Source organism: Lagierella massiliensis (genome assembly GCF_001407835.1).
GTDB lineage: Bacteria > Bacillota > Clostridia > Tissierellales > Peptoniphilaceae > Mediannikoviicoccus > Mediannikoviicoccus massiliensis.
Window position 1 is genome coordinate 662017 of sequence record NZ_CYUO01000004.1, and the last position, 18894, is coordinate 680910.

9 protein-coding genes, 5 tRNA genes and 3 rRNA genes are annotated in these 18894 nt (G+C 37.7%); 16 read left to right on the forward strand and 1 reads right to left on the reverse strand.

Annotated elements, in window-relative coordinates; all coding sequences use genetic code 11:
• Position 1 precedes the first annotated feature (1 nt).
• Entirely contained in the window at positions 2 to 1288 is a 1287-nt protein-coding gene (locus BN2746_RS03120; protein ID WP_055078383.1) for a murein hydrolase activator EnvC family protein, read from the forward strand.
• Between the two features lie 32 nt (positions 1289 to 1320).
• Here BN2746_RS03120 and BN2746_RS03125 read toward each other — a convergent pair whose 3' ends face one another.
• On the reverse strand, positions 1321 to 1833 hold the full coding sequence (locus tag BN2746_RS03125; RefSeq protein ID WP_055078384.1) for an ECF transporter S component: 513 nt from the start codon (positions 1831 to 1833) through the stop codon (positions 1321 to 1323).
• A 95-nt stretch (positions 1834 to 1928) separates the two neighbouring features.
• Here BN2746_RS03125 and murJ point away from each other — a divergent pair, with 95 nt between their 5' ends.
• From murJ to uvrA, 15 genes are all read left to right on the forward strand, one after another.
• Entirely contained in the window at positions 1929 to 3473 is a 1545-nt protein-coding gene (murJ, locus tag BN2746_RS03130; protein WP_055078385.1) for a murein biosynthesis integral membrane protein MurJ, read from the forward strand.
• Positions 3474 to 3750: 277 nt separating this feature from the next.
• Positions 3751 to 5279: ribosomal RNA gene (locus BN2746_RS03135) — 16S ribosomal RNA — on the forward strand.
• Between the two features lie 57 nt (positions 5280 to 5336).
• Positions 5337 to 5412 (forward strand) — tRNA-Ala (locus BN2746_RS03140).
• Positions 5413 to 5415: 3 nt separating this feature from the next.
• A tRNA-Ile gene (locus BN2746_RS03145) sits at positions 5416 to 5492 on the forward strand.
• Positions 5493 to 5561: 69 nt separating this feature from the next.
• Positions 5562 to 9080 (forward strand): 23S ribosomal RNA (locus tag BN2746_RS03150).
• Between the two features lie 35 nt (positions 9081 to 9115).
• Positions 9116 to 9232, forward strand: a 5S ribosomal RNA gene (gene rrf, locus BN2746_RS03155).
• The 16S, 23S and 5S rRNA genes sit together here with 5 tRNA genes alongside, the layout of an rRNA operon.
• 5 nt (positions 9233 to 9237) lie before the next feature.
• Positions 9238 to 9312 (forward strand) — tRNA-Asn (locus BN2746_RS03160).
• Between the two features lie 5 nt (positions 9313 to 9317).
• Positions 9318 to 9407 (forward strand) — tRNA-Leu (locus BN2746_RS03165).
• Between the two features lie 11 nt (positions 9408 to 9418).
• Positions 9419 to 9495: transfer RNA gene (locus BN2746_RS03170), tRNA-Met, on the forward strand.
• 161 nt (positions 9496 to 9656) lie between these two features.
• Positions 9657 to 11246: an ATP-binding cassette domain-containing protein gene (locus BN2746_RS03175; RefSeq protein ID WP_055078386.1), complete on the forward strand. Its 1590-nt coding sequence runs from the start codon at positions 9657 to 9659 to the stop codon at positions 11244 to 11246.
• Positions 11247 to 11333: 87 nt separating this feature from the next.
• Entirely contained in the window at positions 11334 to 12614 is a 1281-nt protein-coding gene (locus BN2746_RS03180; protein ID WP_055078387.1) for a DUF1576 domain-containing protein, read from the forward strand.
• Positions 12598 to 12942, forward strand: a complete 345-nt coding sequence (locus BN2746_RS03185; protein WP_055078388.1) for a hypothetical protein — start codon at positions 12598 to 12600, stop codon at positions 12940 to 12942. Before BN2746_RS03180 ends, BN2746_RS03185 begins: the two co-directional genes overlap by 17 nt.
• A gap of 62 nt (positions 12943 to 13004) precedes the next feature.
• Complete coding sequence (locus BN2746_RS03190) at positions 13005 to 13961, forward strand: DUF1002 domain-containing protein (RefSeq protein WP_148445327.1); 957 nt, start codon at positions 13005 to 13007, stop codon at positions 13959 to 13961.
• 115 nt (positions 13962 to 14076) lie between these two features.
• Positions 14077 to 16044 carry an excinuclease ABC subunit UvrB gene (gene uvrB / locus BN2746_RS03195; RefSeq protein ID WP_055078389.1) on the forward strand — a complete coding sequence of 656 codons (1968 nt, stop codon included), beginning with the start codon at positions 14077 to 14079 and terminating at the stop codon, positions 16042 to 16044.
• 8 nt (positions 16045 to 16052) lie between these two features.
• Positions 16053 to 18869, forward strand: a complete 2817-nt coding sequence (gene uvrA, locus BN2746_RS03200; protein ID WP_055078390.1) for an excinuclease ABC subunit UvrA — start codon at positions 16053 to 16055, stop codon at positions 18867 to 18869.
• The last annotated feature ends 25 nt before the right edge of the window (positions 18870 to 18894 follow it).

Consider the following 18894-nt stretch of genomic DNA (forward strand, 5'->3'; position numbering starts at 1 on the left):
ATTGGAGAGTAATCATTATAAAAAGTTATTGACAATTACACTTGCTGCGTCAATGACAATATCGTCTTGTTTTGCATTTTCAAGTAAATCACTTGCTCAATCAATCAACGAGATGGAATCACAAAAGAATAAAGCTATCCAATCAGTTGACGACTTGAGAAATAATATAGATTCGCTTGAGTCTGAAAAGAAGCAATTAAACAACGAAGTAGTAGATTTAGACGCTAAAATTGCAGAGTTGGAAAAACAAATCGCTGAATTAGAAAAACAGATTGCAGAATTAGAAGCTGATATAGAAAAAACTGAAAAAGAGATAGAAGAACTTGAAAACAAGATTACTGAAAATCAAAAAGAGTTTGAAGAAAGAGTTTCAGTTATGTATATGAATAGTCAAGTTGGATATTTTGATATAATATTTTCATCTAAGGACATAGACGACTTATTATCCAAAGCTTCAACTATGAAATTCATTACACAATACGATAAAGACATAATAAATGATCTTAAAGACAATAAATTACTTATTGATGCTAAAAAAGATGAGCTAAACGGAAAGAAGACAGCTTTAGAAGTTACAAAAACTTCACTTGATGATAAAAATGCTGAACTTTATGAATCAAAGGCTCAAAAACTTGCTCTTATAACAGAAAAATCTGGACAACAAGAACAAAATTTTGAAGAGATAGCAAAGCTTGAAGGCGAAATACAACAATTGGAACAAAGTATTTCAAAAGAAAAACAAGCACAAGCTGAAAGAGAGAGAAGAGCAAGAGAAGAAGCTTTAAGAAAAGCTAATGAAGCTAAAGCTAAAAAAGCTCAATATTCAAATAGAAGTTCTGTATCATCAACAACAGCATATTCAGCTCCATCATATAAAAATTCATATACTGGCAATTTAGGATCAGGTATGTTAGGATGGCCAGTTCCAGGTGCAAGAAGAATTTCAAGTGGATATGGATATAGATCCATTTCAATTCATTCAGGATTCCATACAGGAATAGACATTCCAAGTCCTATGGGAACACCAGCAGTGGCGGCTGAATCAGGTACCGTAATATTTGCGGGCTATAGTGGAAGCTATGGAAACTTAATGAAGGTACAACATTCAAATGGTATAGTAACATACTATGCACATCTATCAGGATTCGTCGCATCAGTAGGAAGTTCAGTATCAAAAGGACAGACCATTGCACTTATTGGTTCAACAGGAAACTCAACAGGACCACATCTACACTTCGAAGTTAGAATAAACGGGGCACATACAAACCCATTAAATTATGTAAGATAAAATAAAACCTCCAGGTTAATCTGGAGGTTCTTTTAATTTAGTTTTGATTTCAAACTAAGATCTATTCTTGAAACTATTAGTGGAACTAATATAAGTTGTATTGCTATTCCAGGGAATGATTTGACGAAAGAACCTGTGAACCACACAAGAGGATTAGCATCAAACCCTGTCATAGTTTGAACGAGAATAAAGACAATAATTGCAGCAACTATCCTACCGATTACAAGTGAAGCCAGTAGAGATATAAATAATCTATTAGATTTCTGATATAAAAAACCTGTAAAAAATCCATATGCTCCAAGTTCAAATATCATAATATAAAGCATTGGAACTGGTGGCATGTTAGTTAAAAAGAAGTTTAAAATAGGAGCTAACATACCTATAATCAGACCATATACTGGACCAAGAAGAAGTCCACCTACGAGAACAGGCAGATGCATAGGCAAAAATATATTTCCAGGAAGAGCTGTAAAGTGAAAAATTGCAGGAATGGCAATTGACAGTGCAAGTATCACTGCAGCATACACTGTTTTTCTGGTATTCATAGAAACCTCCTTTCTAAATTAATTATACATAAATCTATAAGTTTTGTATAATAGATTTAACTGTGTTACAATTCCATTTATATAAAGGAGGCATAATGAGACCTAACTTTTTTAAATCCTCAGTAATGATATTCACAATAGGACTTATATCCAAGGTAATGGGGATATTAAGACAATCACTAATAGGTTATTACTATGGCCAGTCAGTTTACACCGATGCATTTAACTATGCCAACGAAATTGCATTAATTCTAACAGTGGTTTTAAATACAACTATACACTTGGTTATAATACCCATGCTATCGAAGACGAAAGAAAATTACAGTCCAGAAGAAGGAGAAACTTACTTTAGCAAAATTGTAAACCTTGTAACCCTAATCAATATAGCACTTGTTTTATTCGTAATTATATTTGCCAAGCCGATGGTCAATTTAATAATTCCAAATTTTCCAAAAGAACATTTAGAATTAACAGTAAAAATGGTTAGAATAATTGCGCCATCCATAATATTTTTAGGGCTTTGTTCTTGCTTTGGAGCATATTTGAACTCACTTAACATATTTGCCCCATTTGCAGCCTTGGGAATTGTAGTAAATTTAACCTTTTATATTGGACTTTTTACCTTAGGAAAATATAACAATATAATAAATCTTGCATATATCACAACTGCAGGAGCGGTTACACAAGCTATATTTTTATTTATATTCCTTAAGAGACAAAAATATAAACACAAAATAACATTAAATGACGATAAAGGTTATTTAAAAGAAACAATGTATTTGATGTTGCCACTAACATCAAAAGAAATAATATCGCAAGGTGCAAATGCAGTAATAAATAGTATAATATCAGGACTTATGGAAGGAAGTAAGACTATACTTAGAACATCATACAACCTGTTTGGCGCAGTCTTATCACTGTCCATAACATCAGTGTCCACAGTATTATATCCTTCACTTGCAAAAGCATTTAACTCAGGAGATAAAAAATTTATAAAAAAAGTCATAGACAAGGGAATAGTTATAACCATAATGGTTTTAATACCATTTACATTTGGAGTTATAATACTGTCAAAGCCACTTATAGCATTTATTTACGAGGGAGGTAAATTTACAAGAGAAAACACATTGTTAACAGCAACTGCACTAAAACTTTATGCAATTGGATTTACAGCTGCTGGACTTAGGATCTATTTGAATAGAGTCTACTTTGGTCTACAAGATACAAAAACACCATTTGTAAATCAGATAATAACGAGTGGAATATATATTGTTTTAAGTTTCACCTTAACAAAAAAACTTGACTACAAAGGTATTGCAATGGCATTTACAATATCTTGTATAATAGAAGTCTTGATACTTATAACTCTACTAAAAAAGAAAATAAAAGAACTCGATTTAGTATACTACGCAAAGAGTTTTGTAAAAGTATTACTTAGCTCATTAGTAATGGCAACAGCAGTATACTATGGAGACAAAGGACTAAAAACTATACTTCCAAGCTCAAAAAACATATTTTTATTAAGGCTTTTTATAATGGCAATAGTTGGAATAATTTGTTATTCCTTAGTATTAAACTTATTAAAATTAGACGAATTTAACGAATTAAAAAGCGTTGTAAAAAAGAAGTTAAAAAAATAAAAAGAAATCTTAAAAAAGACTTGACAATGATAAATAAAGTTGATATTATAATTAGGCACTCACATGAGTTGCCTTTTTTAATACAAAATTTCAAAAGAAAAAATATTAAAAAGTGCTTGACAATATATTTTAACAATGGTAATATAAAATAGTTGTCACTCAAAGCGAGTGCAAAAGAACCTAAACAAGTAAAAAAGTGTAAAAAACTTTTGAGTAAGTACAACCAAACAATAATTCGGTGAAAAAATAAAAGTCAGCGAAAGAGCTGATCAAACATTTAATAGAGAGTTTGATCCTGGCTCAGGACGAACGCTGGCGGCGTGCTTAACACATGCAAGTCGAACGATGAACCTCGAAATGACATCTTCGGAAGGATTTTCGAGAGGATTAGTGGCGAACGGGTGAGTAACGCGTGAGCAACCTGCCTTAGACAAGGGGATAGCCTCGGGAAACCGTGATTAATACCCTATGAGACTCCGCCTACGAGTGTAGAAGAAGTTAAAGCGATAGCGGTCTAAGATGGGCTCGCGTCTGATTAGCTAGTTGGTGAGATAAAAGCCCACCAAGGCAACGATCAGTAACCGGCTTGAGAGAGTGAACGGTCACATTGGAACTGAGACACGGTCCAAACTCCTACGGGAGGCAGCAGTGGGGAATATTGCACAATGGGGGGAACCCTGATGCAGCGACGCCGCGTGAGCGATGAAGGAATTCGTTTCGTAAAGCTCTGTCCTTGGAGAAGATAATGACGGTAACCAAGGAGGAAGCACCGGCTAAATACGTGCCAGCAGCCGCGGTAATACGTATGGTGCGAGCGTTGTCCGGAATTATTGGGCGTAAAGGGTACGTAGGCGGTTAAACAAGTCAGATGTAAAAACTTGAGGCTCAACCTCATGTAGCATTTGAAACTGTATAACTTGAGTAGTGGAGAGGAAAGTGGAATTCCTAGTGTAGCGGTGAAATGCGTAGATATTAGGAGGAATACCAGTAGCGAAGGCGACTTTCTGGACACAAACTGACGCTGAGGTACGAAAGCGTGGGGAGCAAACAGGATTAGATACCCTGGTAGTCCACGCTGTAAACGATGAATGCTAGGTGTTGGGAGTCAAATCTCGGTGCCGAAGTTAACACATTAAGCATTCCGCCTGGGGAGTACGGTGGCAACACTGAAACTCAAAGGAATTGACGGGGACCCGCACAAGCAGCGGAGCATGTGGTTTAATTCGATGCAACGCGAAGAACCTTACCAGGGCTTGACATATGGGTGAAAAGTATAGAGATATACTCCTCTATTTTATAGACATCCATACAGGTGGTGCATGGTTGTCGTCAGCTCGTGTCGTGAGATGTTGGGTTAAGTCCCGCAACGAGCGCAACCCCTATATTTAGTTACCAGCATTAAGGATGGGGACTCTAAATAGACTGCCGGTGACAAACCGGAGGAAGGTGGGGATGACGTCAAATCATCATGCCCTTTATGTCCTGGGCTACACACGTGCTACAATGGCAAGTACAGAGGGAAGCGAAGTAGTGATATGAAGCGAATCTCAGAAAGCTTGCCCCAGTTCGGATTGTAGGCTGCAACTCGCCTACATGAAGTCGGAGTTGCTAGTAATCGCGGATCAGAATGTCGCGGTGAATGCGTTCCCGGGTCTTGTACACACCGCCCGTCACACCATGGGAGTTAGTAATACCCGAAGCCAGTGACCTAACCATTGGAAGGAGCTGTCGAAGGTAGGATTAATGACTGGGGTGAAGTCGTAACAAGGTAGCCGTATCGGAAGGTGCGGCTGGATCACCTCCTTTCTAAGGAGTACAACAAAGTTTTTTACACTTAACTTAGGTTCAAAACCTTATCCATGTGGGGGTGTAGCTCAGTTGGGAGAGCGCCTGCCTTGCAAGCAGGAGGTCAGGAGTTCGACTCTCCTCATCTCCACCATATGGGCCTGTAGCTCAGGTGGTTAGAGCGCACGCCTGATAAGCGTGAGGTCGGTGGTTCGAGTCCACCCAGGCCCACCATATTGAACATTGAAAACAGAATAAAAGCAATAGACGAAAGCAAAAAATGGAAAAGTAAGAAATATTTCCGGTCAAGCGACAAAGGGCATAAGGCGAATGCCTTGGCACTAGGAGGCGAAGAAGGACGTGACAAGCAACGAAAGCGACGGTTAGGAGCAAATATCCATCGAGCCGTCGGTATCCGAATGGGGAAACCCACTTAGACAAACTCTAAGTATCTGTAGCCCAACCAATTAAGCTACAGAAGCGAACCGGGCGAACTGAAACATCTAAGTAGCCCGAGGAAGAGAAAGAAAACTCGATTCCCCCAGTAGCGGCGAGCGAAGAGGGAGAAGCCCAACTTAAGGAAAAGATAGGAAGAAGTTAGAAGAATCAGCTGGAAAGCCGAGCCAAAGAGAGTGACAGCCTCGTAATCAAAAACAGAAACCTACACCTTAGAAAGAGTACCACGGAACACGAGAAACTTTGTGGGAACACGGGAGGACCACCTCCCAAGGCTAAATACTACCTAGTGACCGATAGCGAATAGTACCGTGAGGGAAAGGTGAAAAGAACCCCGGGAGGGGAGTGAAAGAGAACCTGAAACCTTATGCCTACAAGCAGACAAAGTCGAGCACTCAACTTTGCAAAGATTTGGAGGAGTTAAATGTTTTACGTATACGTACTAACCATGAAAAATGGAGAGATTTATATAGGATTTTCAACAAATCTTAAAAACAGAATCAAACAGCATTACGAAAACAAAGTGATATCCACAAAAAACAGAGAACCAAAATTAGTTTACTACGAAGCATATATGTCAAAAAAAGATGCAATGGAAAGAGAACAGAAACTAAAGCAAAGAGGAAATGCAAAAAGATGGTTAAAAGAAAGAATATCCAATAGCTTAAACCAAGACACAAACAAAGAATAAGATTTGTGTGCAAAGTTGAGTGCTCGATGATGTCGTACTTTTTGTAGAACGGGCCAGCGAGTTACGATATGCAGCAAGATTAAAGATTTAAGATCTGAAGTCGTAGAGAAATCGAGTCTTAATAGGGCGCAAGTTGCATGTTGTAGACCCGAAACCAGGTGATCTATCCATGTGCAGAGTGAAGTAGAGGTAAAACTCTATGGAGGCTCGAACCGGGTAACGTTTAAAAGTTATCGGATGACATGTGGATAGGGGTGAAAAGCCAAACGAACTTGGATATAGCTGGTTCTCCTCGAAATAGCTTTAGGGCTAGCCTTATCGTAGTAATTGAAGGGGGTAGAGCACTGAATAGTCTAGGGGCATATAATGTTACCGAAACTTATCAAACTCCAAATACCATCAAATTAGCGATAGGAGTCAGACTATGAGGGATAAGCTTCATAGTCAAAAGGGAAAGAGCCCAGACCACCAGCTAAGGTCCCAAAATATAGATTAAGTGGAGAAGGATGTAACACTACTCGGACAACCAGGATGTTGGCTTAGAAGCAGCCATACATTTAAAGAGTGCGTAATAGCTCACTGGTCAAGTGGTGATGCGCCGAAGATAAACGGGGCTAAAATCTAATACCGAAGCTGTGGATGCGTGTAAACGCATGGTAGAGGAGCATTGTGTAAGGAGCGAAGACAAGCTGTAAGGCGAATTGGACCAAACACAAGAGAGAATGCTGGCATGAGTAGCGAGAAGGTGAGTGAGAATCTCACCCGTCGAAAGCCAAAGGTTTCCTGGGGAAGGCTCGTCCACCCAGGGTAAGTCGGGACCTAAGCCCAGGCCGAAAGGCGTAAGCGATGGACAACAGGTAGAAATTCCTGTACTATCTTTAGCGTTAAGAGAGAAGTGTTGACGCAGGAGGATATGGGAAGCGTGCGAACGGTAGAGCACGTTCAAGTAAGTAGGAGGTAGAAGTAGGCAAATCCGCTTTTACAAAACTTCGAGATACGATGAGGAGCGAAAAACAAGTAGCGAAGTTCCAGATTCCACACTGCCAAGAAAAGGCACTATCCAGCAAAGAGATACCCGTACCACAAACCGACACAGGTAGGCGAGGAGAGAATCCTAAGACGCGCGGAAGAACCTTTGTTAAGGAATTCGGCAAAATGACCCCGTAACTTAGGGAGAAGGGGTACCGAGAATTGTATATGTAAAACACAAAAAGCAAAACTTGGTCGCAGAGAATAGGCCCAAGCGACTGTTTACCAAAAACACAAGTATCTGCTAAATCGAAAGATGAAGTATAGGTGCTGACACCTGCCCGGTGCTGGAAGGTTAAGGGGAAGACTTAACCGGCATTCAATTCTATGCATAATGTAAGGAGAAAAAAATGTATTACGTTTATGTAATAAAAAATGAAATTGGAGAAAGATATATAGGATACTCAAAAGACTTAAAACAAAGAATAAAAAGTCATAATGGAGGATTCAACAAATCAACAAAAAATCACCAATGGGAATTAGTATATTACGAAGCATATAAAAACGAACAAGATGCAAGGAAACGAGAAAGAACATTAAAGAACTCAGGACAAGGAAGAAGATTCCTCTGGGAAAGAATAGAAAAATCTCTGAAATAACATTGTGTAAGGAATTGAGTGCCGGTGAAGGTTAGAACTTAAGCCCCAGTAAACGGCGGCCGTAACTATAACGGTCCTAAGGTAGCGAAATTCCTTGTCGGGTAAGTTCCGACCCGCACGAAAGGTGTAACGATTTGGGCACTGTCTCAACAAAGGATCCGGTGAAATTGTAGTAGTCGTGAAGATGCGACTTACCCACGGTAGGACGGAAAGACCCCGTGGAGCTTTACTGCAAGCTGACATTGGATTTTGGTATTGAATGTACAGGATAGGTGGGAGACGAAGAAGTTAGGTCCCAAGACTTAACAGAGTCAAAAGTGGGATACCACCCTTTCAATGCTAAAGTTCTAACTTGGCACCTTGAAACAGGTGTGAGGACACTGTCAGTTGGGCAGTTTGACTGGGGCGGTCGCCTCCAAAAGAGTAACGGAGGCGTTCAAAGGTTTCCTCAGAATGGTTGGAAATCATTCAAAGAGCGAAAGAAAAGGAAGCTTAACTGCGACACCCACAAGTGGAGCAGATACGAAAGTAGGACTTAGTGATCCGGTGGTACCGAGTGGAAGGGCCATCGCTCAACGGATAAAAGCTACCCCGGGGATAACAGGCTTATCTCCCCCAAGAGTTCACATCGACGGGGAGGTTTGGCACCTCGATGTCGGCTCGTCTCATCCTGGAGCTGGAGAAGGTTCCAAGGGTTGGGCTGTTCGCCCATTAAAGAGGCACGCGAGCTGGGTTCAGAACGTCGTGAGACAGTTCGGTCCCTATCCACCGTGGGCGTAAGAAATTTGAGAGGAGCTGCTCCTAGTACGAGAGGACCGGAGTGGACAGACCGCTGGTGTATGAGTTGTACCGCCAGGTGCACAGCTCAGTAGCTAAGTTTGGAAGGAATAAGTGCTGAAGGCATCTAAGCACGAAGTCCACCTCAAGATGAGATTTCTTTGTAGAAATACGAGAGAAACCAGGGAGAAAAGCTGGTAGATAGGTCAGAGGTGTAAGAGTAGTAATACTTTAAGCTAACTGATACTAATATATCGAAAGCTTGACCGGGAATATTTGTTACTTTTCAAGAAGTTGCAAAAGAAATGGGCGAAGATAGCGAAAGGGATACACCTGTACCCATCTCGAACACAGAAGTTAAGTCTTTTAGCGCCGATGGTACTATGGGGGAGAGCCCATGGGAGAGTAGGTATTCGCCCGTCTATAATCCTAGGTAGCTCAATGGTGGAGCACCCGGCTGTTAACCGGTAGGTTGTGGGTTCGAGTCCCACCCTGGGAGCCAACCATGCCGGAGTGGCGGAACTGGCAGACGCACAGGACTTAAAATCCTGCGATCCTTAAAAGATCGTACCGGTTCGATTCCGGTCTCCGGCACCAAGGCAATATGACGCGGGATGGAGCAGTTTGGTAGCTCGTCGGGCTCATAACCCGAAGGTCGTAGGTTCAAATCCTACTCCCGCAACCATTGATTATATAGATGTTTTAGTAAGAATTTTATTTTATACTAAACATCTTTTTTTATTGCTTAAAAAGATTGAAGTTATCCTATTTTTAAACTAAAATAGATAGGTGTATTAAAGAAATTTATATAAACATAAAGCGGTATAAAAATAGATGGAGGTAGTTATGCTTACAGTTAATAATCTCTCAGTAGCTTTTCCTGATAAAAAGTTATTTGAAGATGTTAATTTAATATTTAGTGATGGAAATGTATATGGTGTTATTGGTGCGAATGGTGCTGGTAAATCTACATTTTTAAAAATTTTGAATGGTGAAAAGGAACCAACTACTGGAAATATAACTATGGGTGAACATGATAGGCTAAGTAAACTAAATCAAGATCACTTTGCCTTTGAAAATTACAAAGTGATTGATACTGTTATCATGGGTAATAGGGAACTTTATGATATTTCTGTAGAAAAGGATTTAATTTATTCAAAGGAAGATTTCACTGAAGAGGATGGAATTAGGGCAGCAGAACTTGAAGGAAGATTTGGCGAACTGAATGGATATGAAGCAGAGGGTGAAGCATCAACGATTCTTCAAGGTTTAGGTATAAGTACTGATAAACATGGTTTATTTATGAAGGATTTGATAGAGGCTGATAAGGTTAAGGTTCTTCTTGCTCAAGCATTATTTGGAAAGCCAGAAATCCTTTTACTTGATGAACCTACTAATGGTATTGATTATAAGGCTGTTAAGTGGTTAGAGGATTTTCTTTTTGATTTCGAAGGGATAGTAATTGTTGTATCTCATGATAGATATTTTTTAAATGAAGTATGTACTCATATGGTTGATATTGATTATGGAAAGATTCGTATGACCCTTGGTAATTATGATTTTTGGTATGAATCAAGTAAGCTTGCAGAGAAGATGATAAAGGAAGCAAATAAGAAAAAGGAAGAAAAGATTAAAGAGCTTGAAGATTTTATTAGAAGGTTTTCTGCTAATAAATCAAAGTCTAAGCAGGCGACTTCAAGAAAAAAATTGCTTGACAAGATTACTTTAGATGATATTGCTCCATCTCTTAGACGTTATCCTTTTGTTGGATTTGAGCTTTCAAGAGAACCAGGAAATGAAATTTTGAATTTTGAGAATTTGACTATAAAAAATGGAGAAAAAATACTATTAAATGATTTTGATTTGAGAGTTTTAAAGAATGAAAAAATTGGTTTTATAGGGAATGAAATTGCAATAACTGAACTTTTTGAAGTTATTACAGGTAATAGAGAAGAATATGAAGGTTTTTACAAGTGGGGACAAACAATATCATATGATTATTTTCCTAAGGATAACACAAAATACTTTGATACTAAAGGGTTAAATCTACTTGACTGGTTAAGGCAATATTCTAAAGAAAATTCTGAGATATTCATAAGAGGATTTTTAGGAAAAATGTTATTCTCAGGTGATGAAGCATTAAAGGACTCATCAGTACTCTCTGGTGGAGAAAGAGTTAGAATGATGTTTTCAAAGATGATGATTGAGCCAAGAAATATGTTAATTTTCGACCAACCTACTAATCACTTAGACCTTGAAAGTATTGAAGCTGTAAATAATGGACTGATTTCATATAAGGGAAATATTTTATTTACGTCATTGGATCATCAATTTGTTTCCTCTGTTGCAAATAAAATTGTTGAAATATTTGATGATGGAAGTTATAGAGTTGAAGAAGGTGGATATGAAGAATATATTGAAAAATATATGTCTTAAATAAAGTTAGCATAGAAGTTAAATGTATTTTATAATTTAGTCTTAAAAATATGTTAAACTAAGGAGAGAATAACATCGAGGTGGCCTATGAAAAATCTTTCTAATTCTGACGGAAATAAAAAAGAATATATCATCCTTTACGCTTTTGGGTTTTATCTTCTTATATGTTCTTTTTTCCTTAATAATCCAAGGGATATATTTGATGGGATGAAGATAATTTTCTTTTCTCCAAGCAATTTAGTTACAGATTATATTGAAATAGCGAATTTAGGAGCAGCTGTATTCAATAGTGGTATAATGACAATTCTTTCAATATTTCTTTCTAAAAGGTCTGGTTCTATGGTAAATGGACCACTTATAGCAGGTATTTTTATCGTTTCAGGATTTTCTTTTTTTGGGAAGAATATATTAAACTCCATACCTATAACTTTTGGTGTATATCTTTACGCAAAATCTATCAGGATGCCATTTAAAAGTTATATATTACCTGCACTTTTTGGATCTTGCTTAGGGCCTTTAGTTAGTGAAATTGCTTTTGGAATGAATTTACCACCTTTGAAAGGTATATTAATAGGATACCTTGCTGGAATATTTGTTGGATATATTATACCTCCTCTTGCCCAAGCTTTTTTAAGATTTCATAGAGGTTTTAGTTTGTATAATGTTGGATTCACAGCTGGTATTATAGGTATGTTTATAACTGCAACCTTTAAGATGTTTAATGTTAATATTGAAACTGTTAATTATATTTCAAGTGGGCATGATTTTGAACTGTCCATAATACTCTATATTATTTTTACAGCCATGATTTTTATTGGCATATTAAACAGTGGAAATATAGTAAAAGAGTATAGAGAATTATTAAAGAATACAGGACAGCTTGTTGCAGATTTTTTTGACCTTTATGGATATGGAATAACTCTTTTAAATATGGGAGTTATGGGAATAATTTTTACAACTTATATACTCCTAATTGGTGGCGAGTTATCAGGACCAGTTGTTGGAGGTATATTAACAGTTGTAGGTTTTTCAGCTTTTGGTAAACATCCTAAAAACACAATTCCAATTCTTGTTGGAGCAAGACTGGCAGTTCTTTTAAATATTTATGAGGAAAATTCTGCATCATCACTTATGATTATGCTTTTTGGAACTAATTTAGCTCCAATTTGTGGTAAATATGGTTTTATCCCAGGTATGATAGCAGGTTTTGTGCATGTGGCTGTTGTTTCAAACCTTGCTTATTTACATGGAGGGCTAAACCTTTACAACAATGGGTTTGCAGGTGGGTTTGTAGCGGCTACACTTGTTCCACTATTTGATTCGATTATATTGGCTTACAAAAGGAGGAAGTATGATTTTAGACGATGAGGCAATAATTTCAAATAAAATAACGATATCTCTTCTAACCTATATGTATAGCAATGGGGTAAGAGATATTACTGTGAGAATTCAAAATGAGGAAGATAAAATTATTATTGTAGCTGAGGGTAAAGCAGATAGGAAGCCTTCAGATATAGATGAGTTCAATAAGCTTTTGAATAATAAAAGATTACCTTCAATTGCAGGATTTTATAGCAATATGCTGGGTATAAGTGAAGATGTTAACGATATTAATTTACTTAGCTCCTTGGTAGATGAAGGAATGATAATTTATCATGATAAAATACTTTCTTTTTATGCATCAAGATTTAAATAATGTTGAAATGTTGTAGATTTTCATTGTACCTGTTCATGATATAATAAATTCAGGAGGTAGAAATGAATACAAAAATTAAAAAAACTTTAGCAGGTGTTTTTGCATTTAGCTTATTATTTAATGCAACTATGTCAAAAGCTGCTGAAATTGACACAGAAGTTATAAATGAAAGATGGGGTAAACCAACATTTGCATATGGGGAAACCTTAAACGAAAATCAAAAGGAAAGCACAATGAAGTTACTTGGAGTTAAGGATAAGGAAAATATTAATTCCATAAAAGTAACCTATAAGGACTTAGTTAAGTACATTGGTGGGGACCTTTCTAATCCAGCAAATATGATTTCATCTGTACTTGTCACAAAGGAAAATGAGGGCAAAGGAGTGGAAGTTGAAATAAAGACTCCAGAAAACATAACTCAAATAACAGCAGAACAATATAGAAACGCTGCACTAACTGCAGGTGTAGAAGATGCCACAATTCTTGTTGGTGCAATAAGGCCTGTAACTGGAGAGTCTGCACTTACAGGAGTGTATAAGGCCTTTGAAGCAAATGGCGAAACCTTGGATAAGGAGAGAATGGAAGTTGCCCAAGACGAGCTTGACACTGTTAATGAAATTAGCCAAGAGAACAAGGCCAAGGAAGGATTTGACACAGACAAGCTCGACGAAGCAATTACTGACATTAAGTCAAGCCTTGGGGATATAAAAAATAACCAAGACAAACAACCAACCCTTGAAGACATTAGAAGAGTTGTTGAAGAGTCATTGGTTAAATATGACTTGGATAAAGTTGTAACCCAAGACCAAATGGACAAACTTATTTCCTATTTTGAAAAATATGCAAACACTGATGCAATAACTTCAGAAGAAGTTGCAAAGCAATTAAAAAAATGGGGAGGAGCCATTCTTGATGGAGCAAAACAAGCTTATGATGAAGCTGAAAAGAGTGGACTATTAGATCAAATCTCTGCATTTTTAAGAGATGTGTTCGGTAAAATTGTAGAATTATTTAAATAGAATCAAAAAATACCTTTTTTATCATTTAGTGGTAAAGAAGGTATTTTTTCAATTTTTACAAGCTTAAGATTCAATGATATAATAGTATCGAACGAATGTTCATAAGAGGTGAGTTATGGATTTTAAAATACATTCAAAATTTAAACCTACAGGCGATCAACCAGAAGCTATTGCAAAGATCGTTGATGGAATAGAAAATAATATGAAGGCTCAGACTTTAAAAGGTGTTACCGGCTCAGGAAAGACCTTTACCATGGCAAATATTATAGAAAAAGTTCAAAAGCCTACACTTGTCATAGCACATAATAAGACCTTGGCATATCAACTGGCAGGAGAGTTCAGGGAGTTCTTTCCCGAAAATGCGGTTGAATTTTTTGTGTCCTATTATGATTACTATCAACCGGAAGCTTATGTTGTTCAGTCTGACACATATATTGAAAAAGACAGTTCCATAAATGATGAGATAGATAAACTTCGTCACTCTGCAACCATGTCCCTATTTGAAAGAAGAGATGTAATAATAGTTGCTTCCGTTTCGTGCATCTATGGCTTGGGAGACCCAATTGACTATGAAAATTTAGTTATTTCCCTAAGACCTGGAATGATAAAGGACAGAGACGAGATAATGAAGAAGCTAATTGACATCCAATATGTTAGAAATGATATAAATTTTGAAAGGGGAACCTTTAGAGTCAGAGGAGACAGTTTAGATATATTTCCAGCATATGAAGAAAAACATTCAGTTAGAGTTGAGTTTTTTGGTGATGAGATTGACAGAATTACAGAGATTGATGCACTTACAGGTGAAATTATTGCAGAGAGAAATCACGTTGCAATTTACCCTGCATCTCACTTTGCTACTTCACAGGAAAAGGTAAAGAGGGCCCTTGGCACAATTGAAGAGGAGCTTGAAGAGAGAATAAAATATTTTGAAGACAAGGGAAAACTGCTGGAAGCTCAGAGGATTGAACAGAGAACCAGATATGACCTTGAAATGCTTTCAGAAATGGGATTTACAACTGGAATTGAAAACTACTCAAGGCATTTAAGTGGAAGAGCTCCAGGGTCAAGACCATATACATTAATTGACTACTTTCCAAAGGACTTCCTTACCATAGTGGACGAGTCCCATGTTACCTTGCCACAGGTTAGGGGTATGTATGAAGGGGACAAATCGAGGAAGACAAACCTTGTAGACTATGGATTTAGACTTCCTTCCGCATTGGATAATAGACCGCTTAAGTTCAATGAATTTGAGTCAATGATGAATCAAATCCTATTTGTGTCTGCAACTCCAGGACCATATGAAAGGGAACACGAAGAACAGGAAGTTGAACAGATTATTAGACCGACTGGGCTATTAGACCCGATTATTGAAGTTAGACCAACAAAGGGTCAAATTGATGACCTTGTTACGGAGATTTATAAAAATGTTGAAAAGGACGAGAGGGTTCTTATAACCACATTGACTAAGAAAATGGCAGAGGACTTAACCAAGTATCTTGAAGAGCTTGATATAAAAGTAACCTATCTTCACTCGGATATAGACACATTGGAGAGAATGGAAAAAATTAGAGACCTAAGACTTGGAGAGTATGATGTTCTGGTTGGTATAAACCTTCTTAGAGAGGGCTTGGACTTACCAGAAGTATCACTTATTGCAATACTTGATGCAGATAAGGAAGGCTTTTTAAGGTCAGAGACATCACTAATACAGACAATCGGTCGTGCTGCAAGAAACTCTGATGGTAGGGTTATTATGTATGCCGATAACATTACAAAGTCTATGGATATAGCTATATCAGAAACTAAGCGTAGAAGGGAAATTCAAGATGAGTACAATAAAGAACATAATATTACACCTACTACCATTAAAAAGGATATAAGAGACTTAATTGCAGTTACAAAAGTTGCTGAGGAAAATGATACTTATAAGATATATAAAGAAGAGATTACAGCTGATGACATTAAAAAGATTATCATCAACCTTGAAGAGGAGATGTACAGAGCCGCAGAAGTGTTAGACTTCGAAAGGGCTGCTGTGCTTCGTGACCAACTAAAGAAGTTAAAGAGAGAATATTAGGTGATTAATTGAGTTTAAATAAAATTGTAATAAAAGGTGCTAAGGAAAATAATTTAAAAAACATCGACCTAACCATACCAAGGGATAAGATGGTGGTTATTACAGGGCTTTCCGGGTCTGGGAAGTCATCCTTAGCTTTTGATACCATATATGCAGAGGGACAGAGAAGGTATGTAGAGTCATTGTCCAGCTATGCAAGACAGTTTTTGGGTCAAATGGAAAAACCAAATGTGGAATATATAGAAGGACTTTCTCCTTCTATTTCTATTGACCAAAAGACTACAAGCAAAAACCCACGTTCCACAGTTGGAACTGTAACAGAAATATATGACTATTTAAGACTATTGTACTCAAAGGTGGGAACGCCATACTGTCCAGTTTGTGGCAAGGAGATAACAAGCCAAACAGTGGACCAAATGGTGGATAAGGTCATGTCCTACGAAGAGAGGACAAGGCTACAAGTTCTTGCACCAATTGTGTCGGGGAAAAAGGGAGAACATAAAAAACTCCTTGAGAACATGAGAAAGGAAGGCTACATTAGAGCCGTTATAGATGGTGAGATGTTTGAACTTTCTGAAGATATAAAGTTAAGCAAGACTAAAAAGCACGATATAGACGTAGTAATAGATAGAATTATCGTAAAAGAAGGAATAGAGTCAAGACTTACAGACTCAATCGAACAGGGACTTAGACTTTCAGACGGAGTTATAAAAATTTCCATAATCGACGGAGAAGAGTTACTACTAAGTTCAAAGCTTACTTGTCCCGAAGGCCATGTGTCCTATGAAGAGATAGAACCAAGATCATTTTCATTTAACAATCCCTATGGAATGTGTGAGGAATGTAACGGAATTGGCCATCATCTAAAAATTGACCCAGATTTGGTTATACCAAACTACAACCTTTCCTTTGAACAGGGCGCAGTGGATCCATTTGCTACTTCAAAGCCTGGAACCTATTACTATGAAATGATAAAGGCAGTTCTCGATAAACACAAATTCCCAATAGACAAGCCCTTTAAAGAAGCGCCAAAGAAGATGATTGACGAAATTCTATATGGGACAAAGGATGAGATTACAATTTCCTTTGAAAGCCACTTCTCTGGTTTCAAAAGATATCGTGGAAGGTTTGAAGGTGTCGTAAATAATCTTGACAGAAGATATAGAAGTGCTTCAGATAATATGAAGGACAGAATCGGCGAATACATGACGGAGATAGAGTGTTCAAAGTGTAAGGGTAAGAGGCTAAAGGATAAATACCTTTCCATCAAGATAGAAGACAAAAATATCATTGATATTACAGATATGCCTATAACTGAAAGCTATGAGTGGTTTAGCAATTTAAAACTAACAGGAGCAAAGGAAGTTATTGCCCATGATATAGTAAAAGAAATCAAAAATAGATTAAAATTCTTAGATGACGTAGGCCTTGGATACTTGACCATGTCCAGGTCCTCAGGCACATTGTCTGGAGGAGAGTCACAGAGAATTAGACTTGCAACCCAAATTGGATCTGCCCTTGTGGGTGTTGTATATGTACTGGATGAGCCGAGCATTGGACTACATCAAAGGGACAACAATAAATTACTGGAAGCCCTTCGTTCACTAACAGACATTGGGAATACACTTATTATAGTGGAACATGACGAAGACACCATGAGAATGGCAGACTACATTGTGGACATTGGTCCTGGCGCAGGGATTCATGGTGGTCATGTGGTGGCAGAAGGAACCATTGATGACATCATTAAAGTAGAAGATTCCATTACAGGACAATATCTTTCAGGCAAGAAGAAGATAAAGGTGCCATCAACAAGAAGGGAACCGAAGGGTTTTGTTAAAGTAAAGGGCGCCAAAGAAAATAATTTAAAAAACATAGATGTTGATTTTCCCTTAGGTGTACTAACCTGTGTTACAGGAGTTTCTGGGTCAGGTAAAAGTTCCCTCGTAAATGAAATACTTTACAAAGTTTTAGCCAAGGAACTTAATCGAGCAAAGGCAAAACCAGGTAAGTTCAAAGACATAGAGGGAATTGAACAGCTGGACAAAGTTATACAAATTGACCAATCCCCAATTGGACGAACCCCAAGATCCAACCCTGCAACTTACACAAAGGTCTTTGACAGCATCAGAGACTTATTTGCATCTACAAACGAAGCCAAGATGAGGGGATATAAAAAGGGAAGATTTTCCTTCAATGTTAAGGGTGGAAGATGTGAAGCTTGTAAAGGTGATGGTACGGTAAAGGTGGAAATGCATTTTTTACCAGACATCTACGTGCCATGTGAAGTTTGCCATGGAAAGAGATATAACAGAGAGACCTTGCAGGTTAAGTATAAGGGAAAAAATATTTATGATGTGCTTGATATGACTGTTGAAGAGGGGGTTGAATTCTTTAAAAATATTCCAAGCATTGCAAATAAACTGCAAACTTTAAACGATGTTGGGCTTGGATATATAAAGATTGGACAATCTTCTACAGAACTTTCCGGGGGAGAAGCCCAAAGGGTAAAACTTGCAACAGAACTTTCTAAAAGGTCCACAGGAAAGACCATCTACATCCTTGACGAACCAACAACAGGACTACACACTGCAGACATTCACAAGCTCGTAAAAGTTTTAGACATGCTTGTAGAACAGGGCAACACAGTAATTGTAATTGAACACAACCTTGACGTTATAAAGACTGCGGACTATATCTTGGATCTAGGTCCAGAAGGTGGCAGTGGAGGAGGAACTCTAATTGCAAAGGGAACTCCAGAAGAAGTTGCAAAGGTAAAAAAATCTTACACAGGACAATTTTTAAAAGATATTTTAGCAAAATAGGCTTTCTCATTGAGAAGGCCTTTTA